Source organism: Promicromonospora kroppenstedtii (genome assembly GCF_044389675.1).
GTDB lineage: Bacteria > Actinomycetota > Actinomycetes > Actinomycetales > Cellulomonadaceae > Promicromonospora > Promicromonospora kroppenstedtii.
The window spans coordinates 476863-496205 of record NZ_JBIRYI010000001.1 but is presented as its reverse complement, the minus strand read 5'-3'; the positions used below and the strand labels follow the sequence as shown (position 1 = coordinate 496205).

The 19343-nt window shown below is 73.6% G+C and carries 20 protein-coding genes; 2 read left to right on the top strand and 18 right to left on the bottom strand.

The genetic code is table 11. The annotated features are described in order from the left end of the window. The first annotated feature begins 148 nt into the window (after positions 1 to 148). A complete protein-coding gene (locus ACH47X_RS02225) occupies positions 149 to 892 on the top strand; it encodes a M23 family metallopeptidase (RefSeq protein WP_397400974.1) in 744 nt (247 codons plus the stop codon). Between the two features lie 26 nt (positions 893 to 918). Here the strand turns inward: ACH47X_RS02225 and ACH47X_RS02220 are convergent, their stop codons facing one another. Next, on the bottom strand, positions 919 to 1872 hold the full coding sequence (locus ACH47X_RS02220; RefSeq protein WP_397400972.1) for a tyrosine recombinase XerC: 954 nt from the start codon (positions 1870 to 1872) through the stop codon (positions 919 to 921). Between the two features lie 148 nt (positions 1873 to 2020). On the opposite strand from ACH47X_RS02220, the gene ACH47X_RS02215 reads away from it, so the two are divergent. Then, positions 2021 to 2980 (top strand): zinc-binding alcohol dehydrogenase family protein, encoded by a 960-nt coding sequence (locus tag ACH47X_RS02215; protein ID WP_397400970.1) that lies wholly within the window; start codon positions 2021 to 2023, stop codon positions 2978 to 2980. An 88-nt stretch (positions 2981 to 3068) separates the two neighbouring features. On the opposite strand, the gene dprA is transcribed toward ACH47X_RS02215, so the two are convergent. The 17 genes from dprA to ftsY form a co-directional block, all read right to left on the bottom strand. After that, positions 3069 to 4364, bottom strand: a complete 1296-nt coding sequence (gene dprA / locus ACH47X_RS02210) for a DNA-processing protein DprA (RefSeq protein WP_397400968.1) — start codon at positions 4362 to 4364, stop codon at positions 3069 to 3071. Then, complete coding sequence (locus ACH47X_RS02205) at positions 4357 to 5904, bottom strand: YifB family Mg chelatase-like AAA ATPase (RefSeq protein ID WP_397400966.1); 1548 nt, start codon at positions 5902 to 5904, stop codon at positions 4357 to 4359. The genes dprA and ACH47X_RS02205 overlap by 8 nt, the downstream gene beginning before the upstream one ends. Then, entirely contained in the window at positions 5904 to 6350 is a 447-nt protein-coding gene (locus tag ACH47X_RS02200; protein ID WP_397400964.1) for a YraN family protein, read from the bottom strand. Before ACH47X_RS02200 ends, ACH47X_RS02205 begins: the two co-directional genes overlap by 1 nt. Before the next feature lie 167 nt (positions 6351 to 6517). Continuing rightward, on the bottom strand, positions 6518 to 6817 hold the full coding sequence (locus ACH47X_RS02195) for a DUF2469 domain-containing protein (RefSeq protein ID WP_020016858.1): 300 nt from the start codon (positions 6815 to 6817) through the stop codon (positions 6518 to 6520). 7 nt (positions 6818 to 6824) lie between these two features. Beyond that, on the bottom strand, positions 6825 to 7514 hold the full coding sequence (locus tag ACH47X_RS02190) for a ribonuclease HII (RefSeq protein ID WP_020016859.1): 690 nt from the start codon (positions 7512 to 7514) through the stop codon (positions 6825 to 6827). A 3-nt stretch (positions 7515 to 7517) separates the two neighbouring features. Next, the gene (gene lepB / locus ACH47X_RS02185) at positions 7518 to 8186 is read right to left on the bottom strand and encodes a signal peptidase I (RefSeq protein WP_036959834.1); all 669 of its coding nucleotides are present in this window, start codon (positions 8184 to 8186) and stop codon (positions 7518 to 7520) included. Positions 8187 to 8503: 317 nt separating this feature from the next. Further along, a complete protein-coding gene (rplS, locus tag ACH47X_RS02180; RefSeq protein ID WP_020016861.1) occupies positions 8504 to 8851 on the bottom strand; it encodes a 50S ribosomal protein L19 in 348 nt (115 codons plus the stop codon). 240 nt (positions 8852 to 9091) lie between these two features. Beyond that, entirely contained in the window at positions 9092 to 9883 is a 792-nt protein-coding gene (trmD, locus tag ACH47X_RS02175) for a tRNA (guanosine(37)-N1)-methyltransferase TrmD (RefSeq protein ID WP_397400961.1), read from the bottom strand. Between the two features lies 1 nt (position 9884). Beyond that, positions 9885 to 10448 (bottom strand): ribosome maturation factor RimM, encoded by a 564-nt coding sequence (gene rimM / locus ACH47X_RS02170; protein ID WP_397400959.1) that lies wholly within the window; start codon positions 10446 to 10448, stop codon positions 9885 to 9887. 82 nt (positions 10449 to 10530) lie between these two features. Further along, on the bottom strand, positions 10531 to 10770 hold the full coding sequence (locus ACH47X_RS02165; protein ID WP_020016864.1) for an RNA-binding protein: 240 nt from the start codon (positions 10768 to 10770) through the stop codon (positions 10531 to 10533). Next, on the bottom strand, positions 10770 to 11195 hold the full coding sequence (gene rpsP, locus ACH47X_RS02160) for a 30S ribosomal protein S16 (protein ID WP_020016865.1): 426 nt from the start codon (positions 11193 to 11195) through the stop codon (positions 10770 to 10772). The genes ACH47X_RS02165 and rpsP overlap by 1 nt, the downstream gene beginning before the upstream one ends. Before the next feature lie 177 nt (positions 11196 to 11372). Then, the gene (locus ACH47X_RS02155) at positions 11373 to 12494 is read right to left on the bottom strand and encodes an amidohydrolase family protein (RefSeq protein WP_377249491.1); all 1122 of its coding nucleotides are present in this window, start codon (positions 12492 to 12494) and stop codon (positions 11373 to 11375) included. Positions 12495 to 12621: 127 nt separating this feature from the next. Further along, positions 12622 to 14262, bottom strand: a complete 1641-nt coding sequence (gene ffh, locus ACH47X_RS02150; RefSeq protein WP_397400956.1) for a signal recognition particle protein — start codon at positions 14260 to 14262, stop codon at positions 12622 to 12624. A gap of 34 nt (positions 14263 to 14296) precedes the next feature. Beyond that, entirely contained in the window at positions 14297 to 16102 is a 1806-nt protein-coding gene (locus tag ACH47X_RS02145) for a [protein-PII] uridylyltransferase family protein (protein ID WP_397400954.1), read from the bottom strand. Between the two features lie 22 nt (positions 16103 to 16124). Next, positions 16125 to 16463 (bottom strand): P-II family nitrogen regulator, encoded by a 339-nt coding sequence (locus tag ACH47X_RS02140; RefSeq protein ID WP_020016869.1) that lies wholly within the window; start codon positions 16461 to 16463, stop codon positions 16125 to 16127. Between the two features lie 42 nt (positions 16464 to 16505). Next, on the bottom strand, positions 16506 to 17804 hold the full coding sequence (locus ACH47X_RS02135; RefSeq protein ID WP_397400952.1) for an ammonium transporter: 1299 nt from the start codon (positions 17802 to 17804) through the stop codon (positions 16506 to 16508). A gap of 289 nt (positions 17805 to 18093) precedes the next feature. Beyond that, positions 18094 to 19293, bottom strand: a complete 1200-nt coding sequence (gene ftsY / locus ACH47X_RS02130; RefSeq protein WP_397400950.1) for a signal recognition particle-docking protein FtsY — start codon at positions 19291 to 19293, stop codon at positions 18094 to 18096. Positions 19294 to 19343: the final 50 nt, after the last annotated feature.

Here is a 19343-nt window from a genome sequence, read left to right as displayed (position 1 = left end):
CCCGGGGAGCGCTCCCGACCGCCGACCGACCCCTCGTGACGGCGGCAGAAGGCAACGAGTGCGACCACAGGGCGCCTCCGGGCCGGTTCGTGCACAGGCGGGTCCCGGCGTCCTCCCGCCCGTCGGCCCGGCAGGTGATGCTCACGGCATGACGAACTCCCGTATCCCCCGCCGGACCAGTGGTCGGGCCCCGGCCCGACGCCTCCTGCCGCTCCTTGCTCTCGTCGCGGTCGCGATCCTTCTCGTCACCGTGGCGACGGCGCCGCCCGCCGGCGCGCTACGGACGGGGCCCGACGTCGCGGTCCCGGCCGACGCCACCGGCCCGTTCGCCCTGCGGGCCGCCGGTGTCGCGGGGGCGGATGACGCCGGGCCGGATGCTGCCGGGCCTCGCGCCGCCGGGGCGGCCGCTCGTCCACGCGCCGCCGGATCCGGCGGCCACTGGGCCGGATCCGCGGCAACCGGCTACGTGCCGCCCGTCGCGGGGATCAACCCGCCGGCCGGCGTGGAGCGCCTGTTCGACCCGCCCGAGGAGGAGTGGGGCGCGGGACACCGCGGTGTCGACCTGACGGCCGCGGTGGGTTCGCCGGTGGTGTCCCCGGGTCCGGGAGTCGTCACGTTCGCCGGGCAGGTCGCCCGCCGCGGGGTCGTGGTGGTCACCCATCCCGACGGCCTGCGCACGAGCCTGGAACCGGTGGCGGCGTCCCTGCCGGTCGGCACGGCGGTGGCCGCGGGCACGGCGGTCGGCGTGGTGGAGGACGGCGCAGACGGGACGACGCCGAACCACTGCGCGCCCCGGTCGTGCGTGCACTGGGGCGTGCGGCGGGGCGAGCGCTACATCGACCCGTTGTCCCTGCTGGACCGGCCGCCGATCGTGCTGCTGCCGGACGGTTGAGGAGCGGCCGGTTGAGGACTGGCCGGTCAGGCGCGCGGGAACGCCTGCGCGTACACGCTGCGCAGCCGCTCGGCGTCCACATGGGTGTAGCGCTGGGTGGTGGCGAGGTTGGCGTGGCCGAGGACCTCCTGCACCGCGCGGAGGTCGGAGCCGCCCTGCAGCAGGTGCGTCGCGGCGGAGTGCCGCAGCGCGTGCGGGGCGACGTCGTCGACGCCGGCCTGGGCCGCGAGCCGGTGCACGGCCTCGCGCACCTGCCGCTGGCCCCAGCGTCCGCCGCGCTCTCCCACCAGGAACGCGTCGCCGGTGGTGGCGGTCATGAACGCCGGGCGGCCGTCGGCCAGCCAGGCCTCCACGGCCCGGGCGGCAGGGATACCGAACGGGACCACCCGCTCCTTGCCACCCTTGCCGAGCACCCGCACCAGCCGGTCGCGCGGGTCCACGTGCCCGACGTCGACAGAGACCAGCTCGCCCACGCGGATCCCGGCGCCGTACAGCAGCTCGGCGGCCACCCACGAGCGCAGCGCCGCCGGGCGGTCCGGCTCGTCGGCGCCGTCCGCGGCGGCCCGGGCGCCGTCGAGCAGTCGGCCGGCCGCGTCGACGTCAAGCACCGTCGGGAGGGTGCGGGGCACCTTGGGGCTCGCGAGGCGGGCCGAGGGGTCCACGGGCACGAGCCCGGTGCGGTGCGCCCAGCGCAGGAATGCTCGCGCGGAGGCCCCGCGGCGGGCGAGCGTGGATCGCGCGAGCCCGCGCTCGGACTGGGACGCGAGCCACCCGCGCAGCAGCGTCAGGTCGATCTCGTCGAGGCTCGTGCTCCCGTGCCGCATCGCGTACCGCAGCAGGTCGGTCACGTCCGCCACGTAGGCACGCCGCGTGTGGGCGGAGTGCCCGCGCTGCGCGTGGAGGTAGCTGGCGAAGCGGGACACGGCGTCGGACAACTGCTCGGGCAGCCGAGGCAAGCCGGACAGGTCGGTAAGGTCCACGTTTGCCAGTGTGCCGCGCGCCCGCCACCGGGTGAAGCAGGCGCGCCGTGATTGCTCAGGCGGACAGGTGCGGTGAGCTGGGCCGGCGCCGGGCCTCTGCCAGACTCGGGTCGGACGAGTGCAGCCGGACGAGCGCAGGAGGACCGCGATGATGCGTGCCGTACAGATCACCGAGTTCGGTGGGCCCGAGATGCTCAGGCCCGTCGAGGTGTCGGAGCCGACGGCGGGACCGGGGCAGGTGCTGATCGACGTCTCCCGCATCGGCGTCAACTACGCCGACACCCACCAGATCGAGAACTCGTACCAGACGCCGACCGAGCTGCCGTTCGTCCCCGGGAGCGAGGTCGTCGGGCGCACCGCGGACGGCCGCCGGGTCGCCGCGCTGCTGACGGGCGGGGGCGGGTACGCGGAGCGCGCCGTCGCCGACGCGGCCCTGACCTTTCCCGTACCGGACGACGTCGACGACCTCACCGCGCTGTCGATGCTGGTGCAGGGCACGACCGCCTGGATCCTGCTGCGCAAGAACGCACACCTCGAGGCGGGCGAGTCGGTGGTCGTGCACGCGGCCGCCGGAGGGGTGGGCACGATCGCCGTACAGCTCGCCAAGGCCTGGGGCGCCGGGCGGGTCGTCGCCACCGCGAGCACCGACGACAAGCGCGCGCTGGCCCTCGGCCTCGGGGCCGACGTCGCCGTCGACTCCCGCGCCACCGACATGACGACGGCCCTGATCGAGGCCAACGAAGGGCGCGTGGACGTCGTGCTCGACATGGTCGGCGGGACCACGACCGACCAGAGCGTGGCCGCTCTCGCCCCGTTCGGTCGGCTGGTCTTCTACGGCATGGCCGGGCGTGAGCAGCCCAGGCCCGTCGAGCTGCGCAACCTGCTCGGCCACAGCAGCACCATCGCGGGCATGTGGCTGCCGCACCTGTTCAAGCTGCCCGGCAACCTCTACGGCAGAGCGCTGACCGAGCTGTTCGACCTGGCCGGACGTGGCGAGATCCGCGCCGTCGCCGGCGGGGACTACCCGCTGTCCGACGCCCGCGGCGCGCACGAGGCCCTGCGCTCCCGGAGCACCGTCGGCAAGCTCCTCCTCGACCCGGCCGCCTGACACGTTCGCGGCCGGGTCCTGTCGGCGGAGGCACGGCTCCGAACGCCCGGCCCCGGCCCCGGTGCAGGCCGGGGCCGGGCGCCCCACGTCACCGCCGGCGCCACCCGCCGTCCCGCTGCTCGGCCAGCCCCATCAGCTCCAGCAGGCCGAGCGCACCCGTCGTGTCGGCGAGCGCCAGCCCGGCGGTCCGCGCGATCGAGCGTTCGTGCGCCGGCTTGCGCACGGGCAGTGCGTCGAGCACCGCCTTGCCCGCCGCGTCGAGGTCGTCACCGGGGCGGGTCTCGCCCTGGCGGCGCGGGGCGGTCTCACCGAGGTCACCGACCAGCTCGGCGGCCTCCGCGGCGTCGGTCACGCAGACGGCCGCGCCTCGGCGGAGCAGCTCGTGACAGCCGCTGGACGCCATCGACGTGACCGGCCCCGGCACCGCGCCGAGCGGGCGCAGGAGCTTCGCCGCGTGGTTCGCCGTGGACAGCGCGCCGGAACGCAGTGCCGCCTCGACCACCACCGTGCCCGCCGTGAAGGCGGCGATGAGCCGGTTGCGCTGGAGGAACCGCTGCTTGCCCGGCACCGAGCCCGGCGGGACCTCGCTCACCACGGCGCCCTGGTCGATCGCGCGCCGGAGCAGGTCCGTGTTGGCCGCCGGGTAGAGCCGGTCGACCCCGCCCGCGAGGAACGCCACGGTCCGCGCCCCCGAGACGAGCGCCCCGCGGTGCGCCTCCGCGTCGATCCCGTTGGCGCCGCCCGAGACCACCGTGAACCCACGGTCGGCCAGCCCGCACGCCAGGTCTCGCGTGACCCGCACCCCGTAGGTGGTGCAGGCGCGCGAGCCGACCAGGGACACCGAACGGTCCGCGAGCGCCGCCAGGTCGGCGTCGCCCCGGACCCACAGCGCGAGGGGCGCGGCCGCGCCGAGGCGGTCGAGCGCCGTCGGCCACCCGGGGTGGTCCGGGGTGAGGAACGTGCCGGCGTAGCGGTCGAGCACCGCTAGCTCCCCCTCGGGGTCCAGGCGCTCCAGCCGGGGCGCCCAGCGCCCGACCGCGGCCACGACCAGGCCGGCGGCCCGGCCCGCGGCGGCCACCGGCCCCTCGGGGTCCGGCCCGCGCAGGTGGCCCGGCGCATCGGCCCGTCCGGGCGATCCGGCGAGTGCTCCCTGGATGGCGCCCGCCCCGCCGATCCTCCGTAGGGCGATACCGGCACGGTCGGGGTCGCGGGCGGCGTCGATCAGCCAGTCGAGGGCGTCGACCGGGCCGAGGTGTCCCACGAGCGCCCCCGCGACCGGGTCCCCCGGTTCCGCGATCCGGCTCCATGCCGCCCGGGCCAGCACCGGGTCGTCCCGGTCGAAGCGGAGGCCGGTGCGCGGCAGCTCGAAGAGCGGGTCAGTCATGCTCGCCTCCCGTGCGCAGCAGCAGGGCGTTGCCGACGTCGGCCACGGTGGGCGCCGCGCGCCCGGCGAGGTCCGCGATGGACCAGGCGATCCGCAGCACCCGGTCGACGCCGCGCAGGCTGAGCCTCCCGGCGGTCATGGCCTTCTCGATCGGGGCGAGCAGCCCGGGGTGCGGCCGGAGCAGGTCGCGCAGGAACCGCCCGGGCATCTCCGCGTTGGTGGACCAGGGCGTCTCCGCCAGGCGGGCGCGGGCGGCCTGGCGGGCGGCGAGCACGCGTGCGGCCACCGCCGATGTCGGCTCGGACGTGCCCTCCATGCGCTCGACCCGATCCACCGGCTGGACCTCGACCTGCACGTCCACCCGGTCCAGCAGGGGCCCGGAGAGCCGCGCGAAGTACCGGCGCCGGAGCGTCGGCGAGCAGGTGCACTCAAGGCCCTTGCCGATGGCCAGCCCGCACGGACAGGGGTTGGCCGCCATGACGAGCTGGAACCGGGCCGGGTAGCGCGCCGCGCCGCCCGACCGGTGGATCACCAGCTCGCCCTGCTCCAGCGGCTGGCGCAGGGTCTCCAGCACCCGGGCGCCGAACTCCGGGGCCTCGTCCAGGAACAGGATCCCGCGGTGCGCCCGCGACACCGCCCCCGGCCGCGGGATGCCGGAGCCGCCGCCCACCACGGCCGCCTGCGTGGCCGTGTGGTGCGGGTCCTCGTACGGCGGACGGCGGATCAGCCCGCCGCCGGGATCGAACGTGCCGGCCACGGAGTGCACGGCCGTGACCTCGACGGCCTCGCGGTCGGTCAGGTCCGGGAGGATGCCCGGCAGCCGGGAGGCCAGCATCGTCTTGCCCGCGCCGGGCGGTCCGACCAGCAGCAGGTGGTGCCCGCCCGCGGCCGCCACCTCCAGGGCCGCGCGCGGCCGTTCCTGCCCCACGACGTCGGCCAGGTCCCCCGGCAGCCGCGCGGAGAGCGACGTGCGGACCGGCCGCACCGCCACCACCTCGCGCACCAGCTCCGGCGGACCACCGTGCAGCGCCACCACCTCGGCCAGGCTCGCGGCACCCACGACCCGGGCACCGGGCACCAGCCGCGCCTCGTCCGCGTCCCCGGCGGCCACCACGACGTCCGGGAAGCCCGCCGCCACGGCGGCCGCCACGGTCGGCAGCACCCCGCGCACCGGCTGGATCCGCCCGTCGAGCCCCAGCTCGCCCAGGTGCACCACCCGGTCCAGGCCCGTCCGGCGCATCCCCGGGGACGACGGCCCGTCGGTACCCGCGAGGATCGCCACCGCGATCGCCAGGTCGTACGTGCTGCCCTGCTTACGCAGCGACGCGGGCGACAGGTTCACGGTGATCTTCTTGACCGGCCAGGGCAGCCCCGTGGAGGTCACCGCGGCCCGCACGCGGTCCCGCGACTCGTTCAGCGCGGCGTCGGGCAGGCCCACCAGTGTGAACCCCGGGACCGACGCCGCGAGGTGCGCCTGCACCTCCACCACGTGCCCCTGCATGCCGACGAGCGACACCGCCCGCGTGGTCGCGATCCCCATCAGGCCACCGCCTCGAGGTGCTCGACGACGGCGGGTCCCTGCCGCTGGAGCGTCACCGCCACCACGTCGATGCGGATCGCGCCGAACCAGGTCCGCACGTCGGGCAGCACCGCCACCGGACCGCCCGTCTCGGGACCGCCCGCCGGCTGCTCCGCCTCCAACCGCTCCGCCGCGAGGCGTTCCCGGAAGACGGTGAGCCACTGCCCCGTCAGCCGTTTGATCCGGGTCAGCTTGCGCGGCGTCACCGCCTCCGCGGGATGCCCGAACCTCGGGCCTGACCGGGTCTTGACCTCCACCACCACGAGCACGTCGCCGTCGAGCGCGACGATGTCGAGCTCACCCTCGCTGCCGCGCCAGTTGGTGTCGAGCACCCGCCAGCCGCGCGCCTCCACGTGCCGCACCGCGACCCGCTCGCCGTACCGGCCTACGCCGTCCTTCTTCGCCATCGCGTCCACCTCCGTGACCAGCCTTGGTCACGGAGGGGTCCGCCAACGGGGTCCGCGGGGTCACCTGTGCACGGATCGACGATCCACAGGGTCGAGGTCGCGCTCGAACCGTTGAGGTCTCGTCCCGGGGGTCTGCACCGACCCCCGAGCAATGTCGAGAGGGCGGGTCAGAGCGCGAGCTCGGCCTTGGCCAGCTCCTCGACGTTCACGTCCTTGAACGTCACCACGCGCACCGACTTCACGAACCGCGCCGAGCGGTACACGTCCCACACCCAGGCGTCCCCGAGCCGCAGCTCGAAGTACACCTCGCCCGCGGCGGACCGCACCTGCAGGTCGACCTGGTTCGCCAGGTAGAACCGGCGTTCGGTCTCCACCACATAGGCGAACAGGCCCACCACGTCGCGGTACTCGCGATAGAGCGCTAGCTCCATCTCCGTCTCGTAGTTCTCGAGGTCTTCAGCGCTCACAGCGACATCATCCCACCGACGCCGCCGTTCCGGGCAGGTTCCAGGACCTGCGGTGCTGTGGCGTGGGCCCGTGCAGGCCCAGGGCGTCCATGTGCGCCTTCGCGCTGTAGCCCTTGTTCTGGTCCCACGCGTACTCGGGGTGCCGCTGCGCGAGCTCGACCAGGATCGCGTCGCGCTCCACCTTGGCCAGCACGCTCGCGGCCGCCACGGAGGTGCAGGTCATGTCGGCCTTGATCAGCGTCCGCACCGCGGGCTCCGGCAGGTCGTCCTCCGGGGCATCGGCCGCGGCGAACAGGTCGAGCGCCGGGGTGGACAGCCAGTTGTGCTTGCCGTCCAGCACCACGACGTCGACGTCACCGCACACCTGCCGCACCTGGGCCAGCGCCCGCCGTCCGGCCAGGCGGAGCGCGGCGATGATCCCCACCTCGTCGATCTCGGCCGGTCCGGCGTGCCCCACGCCCCACGCGACCGCCCAGCGGCGGACGGCGGGCGCGATGGTCTCGCGCGCGCCCGGCGTGAGCAGCTTGGAGTCGGCCACGCCCTTGGGCCCGGTGCGCGTCGTGGCGTCGACCACGACGACGCCCACGCTGACCGGACCGGCCAGCGCCCCGCGCCCGACCTCGTCCATGCCCGCCACGAGGCGGGCGCCCGAGGCGAGGAGCGCCCTCTCCTGCCGCAGCGTGGGCACCTTGCGCACCGCCTACTTCCCCGCGGGCGGGGCGTCCGGGACGCCGTCGAAGACGTCGCTCGGGTTGCTGTGCCAGTCCAGGCGGTCCAGGGGCCACACGGTCGCGAACGCCGTACCGACGACGTTGTCGACGGGCACGAACCCGCCGCCCGGCTTGCCGCGGTTGTAGCGCGAGTCCTGGGAGTTCTGGCGGTTGTCACCCATCACCCAGAGCATGCCGTCCGGCACGGTGACGTCGAACGGGTCCTGGCTCGGCACCGAACCGGGCTTGATGTACGTCTCGTCGAGCGGCGTGCCGTTGACCGACACACGGCCCTCGGCGTCGCAGCAGACGACCTTGTCGCCGGGCAGGCCGATCAGGCGCTTGATGAGGTGGTCGCCGGTGTCCTGCGGGAGCAGGCCGACCGTCGTCAGGAACGACACCGCGGCGTCGCCCACCGGGCCGCGCTCCGGCGGCACGTACGGCGGCAGCCAGTCGCCCGGGTCCACGAAGACGACGATGTCCCCGTGCTCAAGGTCGAACGGGCCGGGCGTCAGCCGCGACGCCATGACCCGGTCACCCTCGGTCAGCGTGTCCTCCATGGACGCGCTCGGGATGTAGAACGGCTGGACCAGCAGCGTCTTGATCAGCCACGACAGGACCAGCGCGCTGACCACGATGATCGCGATCTCCTTGAGCATCGCGAGGACGCCCGACTGCTGCCGGCGCGGCTCACGACCGTGCGCGGCGCCACCCTGCCGATGCGCCCCGCTGCTTTCCCACGGATCATCTGAGCTCAAGGGCGTCCCATCGATAGGGGTGGGCGGTGCCACCCGGTCGAAACTCGTCACGTGCCTAACTCTGTCACCACTGGGGGTCCCCGGCGAAATGGTCACGCGGGCGAACATCCAACCTGCCGGACATTCCCACGAACCCCTCCGGGTACGACATCGGCCGCCACCCTCGGTGGACGAGGGCGGCGGCCGATGTCAGCGGAGCGCCGGAGCGCTCAGAACGCTCAGTTCTCGCGCTTCTCGCGGATCTTCGCCTTCTTGCCGCGCAGCTCGCGCAGGTAGTACAGCTTGGCGCGACGCACGTCACCGCGGGTGACGACCTCGACCGACTCGATGGTCGGCGCGTGCAGCGGGAACTTGCGCTCCACGCCCACACCGAAGCTGACCTTGCGGACGGCGAAGGTCTCGCCGATCCCGCCGCCGTGGCGGGAGATGACGACGCCCTGGAACGCCTGGACGCGGGAGCGGTTGCCCTCGACGACCTTGACGTTGACCTTGACGGTGTCACCGGCACGGAAGGCCGGGATGTCGGACCGCAGCGAGGCTGCGCCGATGTTGTCGAGCTTCTGCATCGTTCTCTCCGGGCCTGCCACAGGTCAGGCGCGAATCTCGTGGGCCCGCTCCGGCCGTGCGGCCGTCGGGGTCCCGAAAGGGTGTGGATGGCGGTGCGGCTTGACCCGGTCGGGGGCGGTTGCCCGCCCCGGTCGTCCCCTGTGGCAGAGACCTGACCGGCGACGCACCAACGGGTAATTCTGCCATACGAACGGGCAGGCCAACCATCGGAGCGGGTGTGACCCGCGCCGGCGCGGACCTCAGGCCCGCACGAGCCGCCCGTCGCCGTCCGGCCCCGGCACCCAGCCCAGCTCCGCGAGCAGCGCCAGGTCGTGCTTGTCCAGGCCCGCCACGTCCAGGGCCGCGATCATGTCCGGCCGCCGCGCCGCCGTCCGCTCCAGCGCACGGTCCCGGCGCCAGCGCTCGATCTTCGCGTGGTGCCCCGAGAGCAGCACCTCCGGGATCTCGAGCTCGGCCCACGACGGCGGCTTCGTGTACACGGGGTACTCCAGCAGGCCGGCGGCGCCGTGCGACTCCTCCACCAGCGAGTCCGGGTTGCCCACCATGCCGGGGATCAGCCGGGCCACGGCCTCGATCATCACGAGCGAGGCGACCTCGCCGCCGTTGAGCACGTAGTCGCCGATCGACAGCTCGTGCACGGCGACCCCGGCGGCGCGGTAGTGCTCGGCGACGCGCGCGTCGATGCCCTCGTAGCGCCCGCACGCGAACACGAGCTGCTCGGCCGACGCGAGTGACTCCGCGTGCCGCTGTGTGAACACCTCGCCCGACGGCGTCGGCACGATCAGGTGCGTGCCCGCCGCGTCGCCGTCCAGCACGTCGTCGACCGCCAGCCCCCACACGTCGGGCCGCATGACCATGCCCGCTCCCCCGCCGAACGGGGTGTCGTCGACGGTGCGGTGCCGGTCCGTGGTCCAGTCGCGCAGGTCGTGCACGCGCAGGTCCAGAAGGCCGCGCTGCCGCGCCTTGCCCACCAGCGACAGGTCGAGCACGGACAGGTAGTCCGGGAAGATCGAGATCACGTCGACGCGCACGTCAGTCGTCTTCCCGGTCGTCGTCGGCACGGTCGACGACGGCGGCGTCCGCGTCGCGGGCCAGCAGCCCGCCGGGCGGGGTCAGCACAACGCGGCCGCCCGGGACGTCGACCACGGGCACGATCGCCAGGACGAACGGCACCAGCGTGCGGGTCGTACCGCCGTCGGGCAGGTCCTCCTCGATCAGCAGCGCCTCGTGGGCGGGCTGGTACTCCAGGGTGACGACCTTGCCGACGACGGTGCCGTCCTCGAGCTCCACGCGCAGCCCCGCCAGCTCGTGCGGGTACCAGGCGTCCTCCTCGTCGGAGGCGTCCGCCTCGACCACGAGCTCGGTCCCGCGCAACTCCTCGGCCGCGGTGCGGTCGGCGACCTCGGCGAAGGTGACCAGCCAGCGGCCCTGGTGCTCACGCGCCCGGGTGACCGTCAGGGGTCCGGCACCGGCGGGCACGGTCTCGAGCCGCTCGCCGATCGCGAGCCGGGACTCGGGGTCGTCCGTGCGCAGGTCGAGGGCGACCTCGCCCTTGAGCCCGTGCGCCTTGCCGACGCGGGCCACGGTCAGCTGCATGTCACTCCTCGAAGATGTGGCAATGAGCGAGGCCCGGTCCGCGTACGGACCGGGCCTCGTCGTCGTGCTGGGTGCTGAAGGATCAGCGCCGGTCGACGTCCACGACGTCGACCCGCACCGGGCCCTCGGTGGCGAGCGCACCGATCACGGTGCGCAGTGCGCGCGCCGTGCGACCACCGCGGCCGATGACCCGGCCGAGATCGTCAGGGTGCACACGGACCTCGAGCAGGTCACCACGGCGCAGCGTCTTCGCGGACACGCGGACGTCGTCCGGGTTGTCCACGATGCCGCGCACCAGGTGCTCGAGGGCCTCCGAGAGCATCAGGCCTCGTCGCCCTCAGCGGCCTCGGCCGGAGCCTCGGCGGCAGCGGCGGCGGCCTTCTCGGCAGCCTTCGCCTTGGCCTTCTCGGCGTCGGCGCTCACGGCCTCGATCGCGGCGGCGGCGTCGGCCTTCTCGCCCTTGACCTTCAGGGTGCCCTCGGCACCCGGCAGGCCCTTGAACTTCTGCCAGTCACCGGTCACCTTGAGCAGAGCGGCGACCTGCTCGGTCGGCTGCGCGCCGACGCCGAGCCAGTACTGCGCGCGCTCCGACTTGATCTCGATGAGCGACGGCTCCTCGGTCGGGTGGTACTTGCCGATCTCCTCGATCGCACGGCCGTCGCGCTTGACGCGCGAGTCCATGACGACGACGCGGTAGTACGGGGCCCGGATCTTGCCGAGGCGCTTGAGACGAATCTTGACAGCCACGAAGTGGTCTCTCCTGGTTCTGATGGGATGGCCCCGAGCACCGCGACGTGGGGTGAAGCAGTGGGTGGGACCGGGACACGACCTGACCGGGTGAGAGGGGTCCGGGCATGCCGAGTACCTGCATATTGTGCCAGACGCCGAGAGGCCCCACCAACCGCGTGTGCGTCACACGGGCCGTCAGTGCGCGGTCGGGTAGACCACGCCCCGCAGCACCACCGCGGTGGGGTGCCGGAGCACCTCGATGTCCTCGCGCGGGTCGGCCGGGTAGACCACGAGGTCCGCGCTGGACCCCTCCACCACGGCCCCGAAGCCCAGGTAGTCGCGGGCGCGCCAGGACGCCATGGCGACGACCTCCGCCGCGGGGATGCCGGCCGCGACCAGCTCGGCGCACTCGTCGGCGATGCGGCCGTGCGAGATGGTGCCGCCCGCGTCCGTGCCGACCAGCAGCTGCACGCCGGCCTCGTACAGGTCCCGGACCTGCTGGTACCGGCGCGCGTACATGCCGCGCATCCGCTCCGCGTACACCGGGTACTTGCCGTCGGCCTGCGCCGCGATGCTCTCGAACTGCCCCACCTGCAGCAGGGTCGGCGTGACGGCGATGCCGCGCCGGGCGGCCTCGGCCATGTGCTCCGCCGTCATGCCGGTGCCGTGCTCGATGCAGTCCACCCCCACCGCCAGCAGGGTGTCGATCGTCTCGGTGGCGAAGGCGTGCACGGTCACGCGGGCCGCCTCGGCGTGGGCCACGGCCACGGCCTCACGGAGCACGTCCTCCGGCCACAGCTGCCGGAGGTCGCCGTCGGCCCCGAGGGTGCGGTCGATCCAGTCGCCCACGAGCTTGACCCAGCCGTCGCCGCGCCGGGCCTGCGTGCGCACCGCCTCGGGGAGCTGCTCCGGGGAGTCGAGCTCCAGCCCGTAGTCCCGCAGGTACCGCTTGGGCCGCGCCAGGTGCATCCCTGCCCGCAGCAGGTGCGGCAGGTCGGTACGCCCGTGCACCCACACGGTGTCCAGCGGCGAGCCGGCGTCGCGGATCAGCAGGACGCCCGAGTCGCGGTCGGCCACGGCCTGCTTCTCGGCCTCCTCCGGGGAGACGGCGCCGTCGGCCGCGAGCCCGATGTGGCAGTGCACGTCGACCAGGCCGGGCAGCGCCCAGCCCTCCAGCACCCGCATGTTGGTGCCCTGCGCCGACGGCCGGGTGAGGCTGACACGTCCGCCGCGGACCCACAGCTCCTCGGCCTCGCGGTCGTCACCGAGCAGGATGCGCCCACGGATCGCCGCGGTCGGACCTTCCAGCGCAGACATGCGGCTCCTTCGCTCTACCCGTCACCCCGTGGACCTGTCCCCTGCCGTGCCCCAGCCACCTGCCCGCCCCGGCGTCCTCGCCGGCCCCGCACCACCCCTGCGGGATCCGGCTCACCGGTCCCGGAACTCACCGACCCAGGAACTTCTCCAGGCCCGGGGGCAGCTCGATGCTGTTCAGGTCGGGTGCCTCGTCGCCCTGCTTGGGGCCGACGCCGAAGGCCGAGCCGGCCGGTGCCGCGGGCTTCGCGGCGGGGCCGCCGCCCAGGGCGCGCTGCATGGCGTCCTTCTCCTGCTGCGCGCGCTTGGCCGGGTTACCGGACTTGCCCTTCTTGCCCTTCTTGGGGGGCTGCGTCTTGCCGCGCGACTTCTTGCCCATGCCCATGCCGGGGCCGCCGGGCATCGCGGGCATGCCGCCCGGGCCCATGCCGCCACCCTTGGCCATCTGGCGCATCATCTTCTGGGCGTTGTCGAACCGCTCCAGGAGCTGGTTGATGGCCGTCGTCGTGGTGCCGGCACCCTTGGCGATGCGCGCGCGGCGCGAGCCGTTGATGATCTTGGGGTTGTCGCGCTCGGCCGGCGTCATCGAGTGGATGATCGCCTCGATGCGGCCCACCTCGCGCTCGTCGAACTGGTCGAGCTGGTCGCGCATCTGGGCCATGCCCGGCAGCATGCCGAGCATCTTCTTCATGGAGCCCATGTTCTTCAGCTGCTGCATCTGCACCAGGAAGTCCGCGAGCGTGAAGTCCTGGCCGCTGGCGAGCTTGCCCGCCATCTTCTCGGCCTGCTCGGCGTCGAAGGTCTTCTCGGCCTGCTCGATCAGCGTGAGCACGTCACCCATGTCGAGGATGCGGCTGGCCATGCGGTCCGGGTGGAAGACCTCGAAGTCCGTCAGCTTCTCGCCGGTGGACGCGAACATGATGGGCCGGCCGGTCACCTTGGCGACCGACAGCGCGGCGCCACCGCGGGCGTCGCCGTCGAGCTTCGAGAGCACCACGCCGGTGAAGTCGACGCCGTCGGCGAAGGCCTTGGCGGTGTTCACCGCGTCCTGGCCGATCATCGCGTCGATGACGAACAGGACCTCGTCGGGGTTCACGGCGGCGCGGATGTCCGCGGCCTGCTGCATGAGCACCTGGTCGATGCCGAGGCGGCCGGCGGTGTCCACGATCACGACGTCGTGCTGGCGCTCCTTGGCGTACGCGACACCGTCGCGCGCGACGCCGACCGGGTCGCCGATCAGCGGCGCGTCGGCGGCCGGGTCGTCAGCCTCGGAGGTGTTGCCCGGGTGCGGCGCGAACACCGGCACGCCGGCGCGCTCGGCGACCACGGACAGCTGGGTCACGGCGTTGGGGCGCTGCAGGTCGGCTGCGACCAGCAAGGGCGTGTGGCCCTGGCCCTTCAGGGCGTGCGCGAGCTTGCCCGCCAGGGTCGTCTTACCGGCACCCTGCAGACCCGCGAGCATGATGACCGTGGGCGGTGTCTTGGCCAGCGTCAGGGGGCGCGTGGCCCCGCCGAGGATGTCGACGAGCTCCTCGTTGACGATCTTGACGACCTGCTGGGCGGGGTTCAGCGCACCGGAGACCTCGGACGACAGCGCGCGCTCGCGCACCGCCGCGGTGAACTCGCGCACCACGGGCACCGCGACGTCGGCGTCGAGGAGGGCGCGGCGGATCTCCCGCACGGTCGCGTCGATGTCCGCCTCGGAGAGACGGCCCCGCGTGCGCAGGTTCTTGAACGTCGAGGTAAGCCGGTCGGACAGGGAGTTGAACACGGACACAGCCTAATAGAGTCGGACGGTCACGGGTTCATCGGCGCAGCGCGAGACGCGCCCGCTCGGTCAGCCCGTCCACGAGCTGCGCGCGCCAGCCCGTCCACGCCTTGGGCCCCAGCGACGTCGTGTCCGCCTCGGTCAGCGAGCGCAGCACGTCGAGCAGGTCCCGCCGGTGGTCCACTGCCTCCAGCAGCGTGCTGAGCGTGTCGGGGTCGTCGGGATCGGCCCGGGTGGCCAGGTCGGCCAGCGTGAGGTGGTGGCGCACCAGCCGCGTCACGTCGTCGACCACGTCGGGCGCGAAGCCCGCGCGGGTCAGGATGCCGGGGACCAGGCGGGCGCCCTCGACGGAGTGGTCGGCCGCGCCGCGCACCTTGCCGATGTCGTGCAGCAGGGCGGAGAGCAGCAGCAGGTCGCCGGAGCTCTGCCCGGCACCGTTGGGGGTGTCGGGCAGCCGGCGCCGCAGCCGGGACGCCACGGCGGCCGTCTCGACGAGGTGGCGGTCCACCGTGTGCCGGTGGATGGCGGCACGCTGGGGCCGGTTGCGCACGTCGGCCCACTCGGGGATCCAGGAGGTGACGACGCCGGCGAGGTCGAGCGCCTCCCAGACCGGCACCTGGGCCGGCCCGGCCGACAGCAGGGTCAGCAGGCTCTCGCGCGCGGCGGGCGGCCACGGCTCGGGCAGGGGCGGGGACTGCTCCAGGCTGCGGATGGTCACGGGCGAGAGCACGAGGCCGGTCCGGGCCGCCGTGGCGGCGGCCCGCAGGGGCAGCAGCGCGTCCGACGCCGGGCGGGTGCCGACGCCGAGCACGAGCTCGCCGTCGTGCTCCACGAGGCCGTCGCCGACGGAGCGCAGCCGGGGCGGCGTGCGCCGTCCGCGGACCATGATCGGCTTGCCCACGCCCACGGGGCGCGACAGGGCCTGCCGGGCGTGCCGGATGGTGGTGTCGAGCGCGTAGGAGATCACGCGGCCCGACTCGGCGAGGCCGGCCAGGAGCTCGTCGCCGTCGTCGTACCCGGTGCGCTCCGCGACGTCCTCGAGGTCGGCCAGCAGCAGGCGGCTGGTGCGGCGCCGGGTGACCACCTGGAGGGTGTCGCGCACGTCGAGGAGGTGCGTGTAGGCGGCGTCCACCGCGCCGTGCGGGCGGTCGGTGAGCCAGGTGGCGGCCAGCGCGGAGAGCAGGATCGCGTCCCGCATGCCGCCGCGGGCCTCCTTGAGGTCCGGCTCGATGAGGTAGGCCAGCTCTCCCGCGCGCTGCGCGCGGTCGCGGGTGGAGGTGATGAGCTCGGGCAGGCGGCGCCGCGCGGCGGCCCGCCAGTCGGTCAGCACGGCCGAGGCCGCGCGGTGCACGACGACGGCGTCGCCGGCCACCGCGCGCACGCTGAGCCAGCCGATCACCGCGGGGAGGTCGCTGGCCGCGACCTGACGGGACTGGCTCAGGGACCGCACGGCGTGGTCGAGGTCCACGCCCGAGTCCCAGAGCGGGTACCAGAGTCGTTCGGCCACCTGCCGCAGCTCGTCGGCGTTGTGGGTGCGCCCGTCGTGCACGAGCACGAGGTCGAGGTCGCTGAGCGGGCCGAGCTCCCCGCGACCGAGGCTGCCGACGGCCGCCAGTGCGATGCCGGACGGGTCGACGTCCTTCGTCGCCTCCGCGAACAGGTCACCGAGGCGTTCGGTGACCCGCTGCCCGACGGCGGACCGCCGGGCCAGGCCGGAGCGGCCGGGGCCCGTGAGGTCCGTGGCGATCTTGAGGAGCTCGTCGCGGAGGCCCCGCACCCCGGCTGGGGGGTGCGGGGCCTCCGCCTGCTCCCGGGTGCCCTCGGGCACCGGGTCAGTTGTCATGCTGTGTCGAGAGCCCCCGGGATCAGAGCGCGGCGTCGCCGTGCTCGCCGGTACGCACGCGGGCCACGTCCTCGACCGGGACGACCCACACCTTGCCGTCGCCGATCTTGCCGGTCTGGGCCGCGCCCACGATCGCCTCGGTCACCGCGGCGACGTCCTCGTCCGAGACGAGCACCTCGACGCGGACCTTCGGGACCAGGTCCACGGTGTACTCCGCACCACGGTAGACCTCGGTGTGGCCCTTCTGTCGGCCGTAGCCGCTGGCCTCGCTCACGGTCATACCGCGCACCCCGGCACCCTCCAACGCCGTCTTCACGTCGTCGAGGCGGTGGGGCTGGATGACACCCGTGACAAGCTTCATGCGCTGCCTCCTAAGCAGTCGGGTAGCTGGACCGTAGTACGGTCAGCGCACCTCGGTGATGGTGGAGCCGGAGTTCTCGTACGCGGTCTCGCCGTGGACCGCGAGGTCGATGCCGCTGACCTCGGCCTCCTCGGAGACGCGCCAGCCCAGGGTGGCCTTGAGCGCCAGGCCGATGATGTAGGTGAGCACGAAGCTGTAGACGACGGCGACCAGTGCGGCGACGATCTGCGTGAGCAGCTGCGTGACGCCGCCACCGTAGAAGAGGCCGTTCAGCGAACCCTCGAAGTAGAAGGAGTCGTAGCGGCCGTTCGTCGCGAAGAAGCCGATCAGGATGGTGCCGACGAGGCCACCGACCAGGTGCACGCCGACGACGTCGAGCGAGTCGTCGTAGCCGAACTTGTACTTGAGGCCCACCGCGAGGGAGCACAGGACACCGGCGACGAGGCCGATGACGATGGCGCCCCAGGAGTCCACCGTGCCGGCGGCCGGGGTGATGGCGACCAGACCGGCCACGACACCGGAGGCGGCACCCAGCGAGGTGGCGGCGCCGTCACGGAACTTCTCGGTGACCATCCAGGCGAGCATCGCGACGCTGGTGGCGACCAGCGTGTTAACCCAGGCGCGGCCGGCGGTGCCGTCGGCGGCGAGCTCGGAACCCGCGTTGAAGCCGAACCAGCCGAACCACAGGAGTGCCGCGCCCAGCATGACGAACGGCAGGTTGTGGGGACGCATGGCCTCGGTGCCGAAGCCCTTGCGCTTGCCGATCACGAGGGCCAGGGCCAGGGCCGCGGCACCCGCGTTGATGTGGACCACGGTGCCACCGGCGAAGTCGATGGGCAGCGAGAGGGCCGAGGCGAGCCAGCCGTCGGCGCCGAACATTCCGCCGCCCCAGACCCAGTGGGCCAGCGGGGCGTAGACGACGGTGACCCAGATGGCGCTGAAGACGATCCAGGTGCCGAACTTGACGCGGTCGGCGATCGCGCCGGAGATGAGGGCCACCGTGATGATGGCGAACGTGGCCTGGAAGCCGGCGAACACGAGGCCGGGGATGCCCATAGCCGTCGTGGGGCTGGCGGCGTTGTCGATCGTGAGGCCGACCAGTCCGGCCGGGTTGCCGATGAAGCCGGCGATGTCGGGGCCGAAGGCCAGGCCGTAGCCGTAGACGACCCAGATGAGCCCGGCGACACCCATCGAGGCGAAGCTCATCATCATCATGTTGAGGACACTCTTGCCCCGCACCATGCCGCCGTAGAAGAACGCCAGACCCGGCGTCATCAGCAGCACGAGCGAGGAGGCGGTGATCAGCCAGGCGGTGTTGCCCGTATCGAGCTCGAATTCCATCGCGGAAAATGCCTCTCTCCCCGGACCGGTCCTGGTGACTCGGCCCACCGCGACTACCGTCGCGGGCAGCCGTTACGCGGGGCCCGCATCGAGGTTACGGATGCGTGACGCAGCCGGGGAGCGTGTAAACGTCTTATTTCGAGTACCGGTTGGGCGAATTTTTCGACCCAACCGTGATCGGCCGGTTATTTGCCTGCCATGCGCTCGTAACGTGACGCTTACATGCACTTCTCACATGGTGGACGCCGACCATTGGCGTGCCATTAGAAGAGGCATTCCTGACCGGAAGTCAGCCCAGGATGCCGTCCACGAACTCCTCGACGTCGAACGGCGCCAGGTCGTCCGGACCCTCGCCGAGGCCGATGAGCTTGACCGGCACGCCGAGCTCCCGCTGGACCTGCACCACGATGCCGCCCTTGGCGGTCCCGTCGAGCTTGGTCAGCACGATGCCGGTCACGCCGGCGACCTCCGCGAAGACCCGGGCCTGCGACAGGCCGTTCTGGCCGGTGGTCGCGTCCAGCACGAGCAGCACCTCGCTGGGCGCGGCGACCTTGCTGGCCACGCGCACGATCTTGCCGAGCTCGTCCATCAGGCCGGCCTTGTTCTGCAGGCGGCCCGCGGTGTCCACGAGCACGACGTCGGTCTTCTCGTCGCGCCCGCGCGCGACGGCCTCGAACGCGACGGACGCCGGGTCCGCGCCCTCCCGGTCGGAGCGAACCGTCGGCACGCCCACCCGGTTGCCCCAGGTGGTGAGCTGGTCCGCCGCCGCCGCACGGAAGGTGTCGGCGGCCCCGAGCACGACGCTGCGGCCGTCCGCCACCAGCACCCGGGCGAGCTTGCCGACCGTCGTCGTCTTGCCCGTGCCGTTCACACCCACCACGAGGGTGACGGCGGGCAGGTGCGTACCGTCCTCGGCCGTGCGCGGGTCGGTGTGCAGGGTGCGGTCCAGCTCCGGCTGCAGCAGCGCCACGAGCTCGGCGCGCAGCAGGTCGCGCACGGCGGCGGGCTCGCGCACGCCCAGCACGCGGACCCTGGTGCGCAGGGCGTCGAGCAGCTCGGTGGTGGGGCCGGCGCCGACGTCGGCCAGGAGGAGCTCCTCCTCGATCTCGTCCCAGTCGTCCTCCGTGAGGGAGTCCCGCGACAGGACGGACAGCAGACGGGCGCCCAGCGGCGAGCCCGACCGGGCCAGGCGGTCGCGCAGGCGCACCAGGCGGCCGGCCGTGGGAGCGGGACGTTCCAGCACGGGCGCGGCGGTTGCCGCCGGCTCGGCGGTCGCGGGCCCGGCCGTGTCCGGTTCTGCGGTGGCGGGCTCGGCCGTCTCCCGTTCTGCGGTGGCGGACGGCGCCGTCGTCGTCCCGGCCGTCGACGAGGCGTCGCCCTGGTCCTCGGTGCGCCTCCGCCGGCGGGCCACGAGGACGCCGGCGAGGCCGCCACCACCCGCGAGGACGACGACGGCGGAGATGATCTCGATCCAGGGAAGCTCGTTCACGCCCCAGATTCTTCCATCCCGCCGGCCCCGCCGTGGGAGCCCGCTCGGTG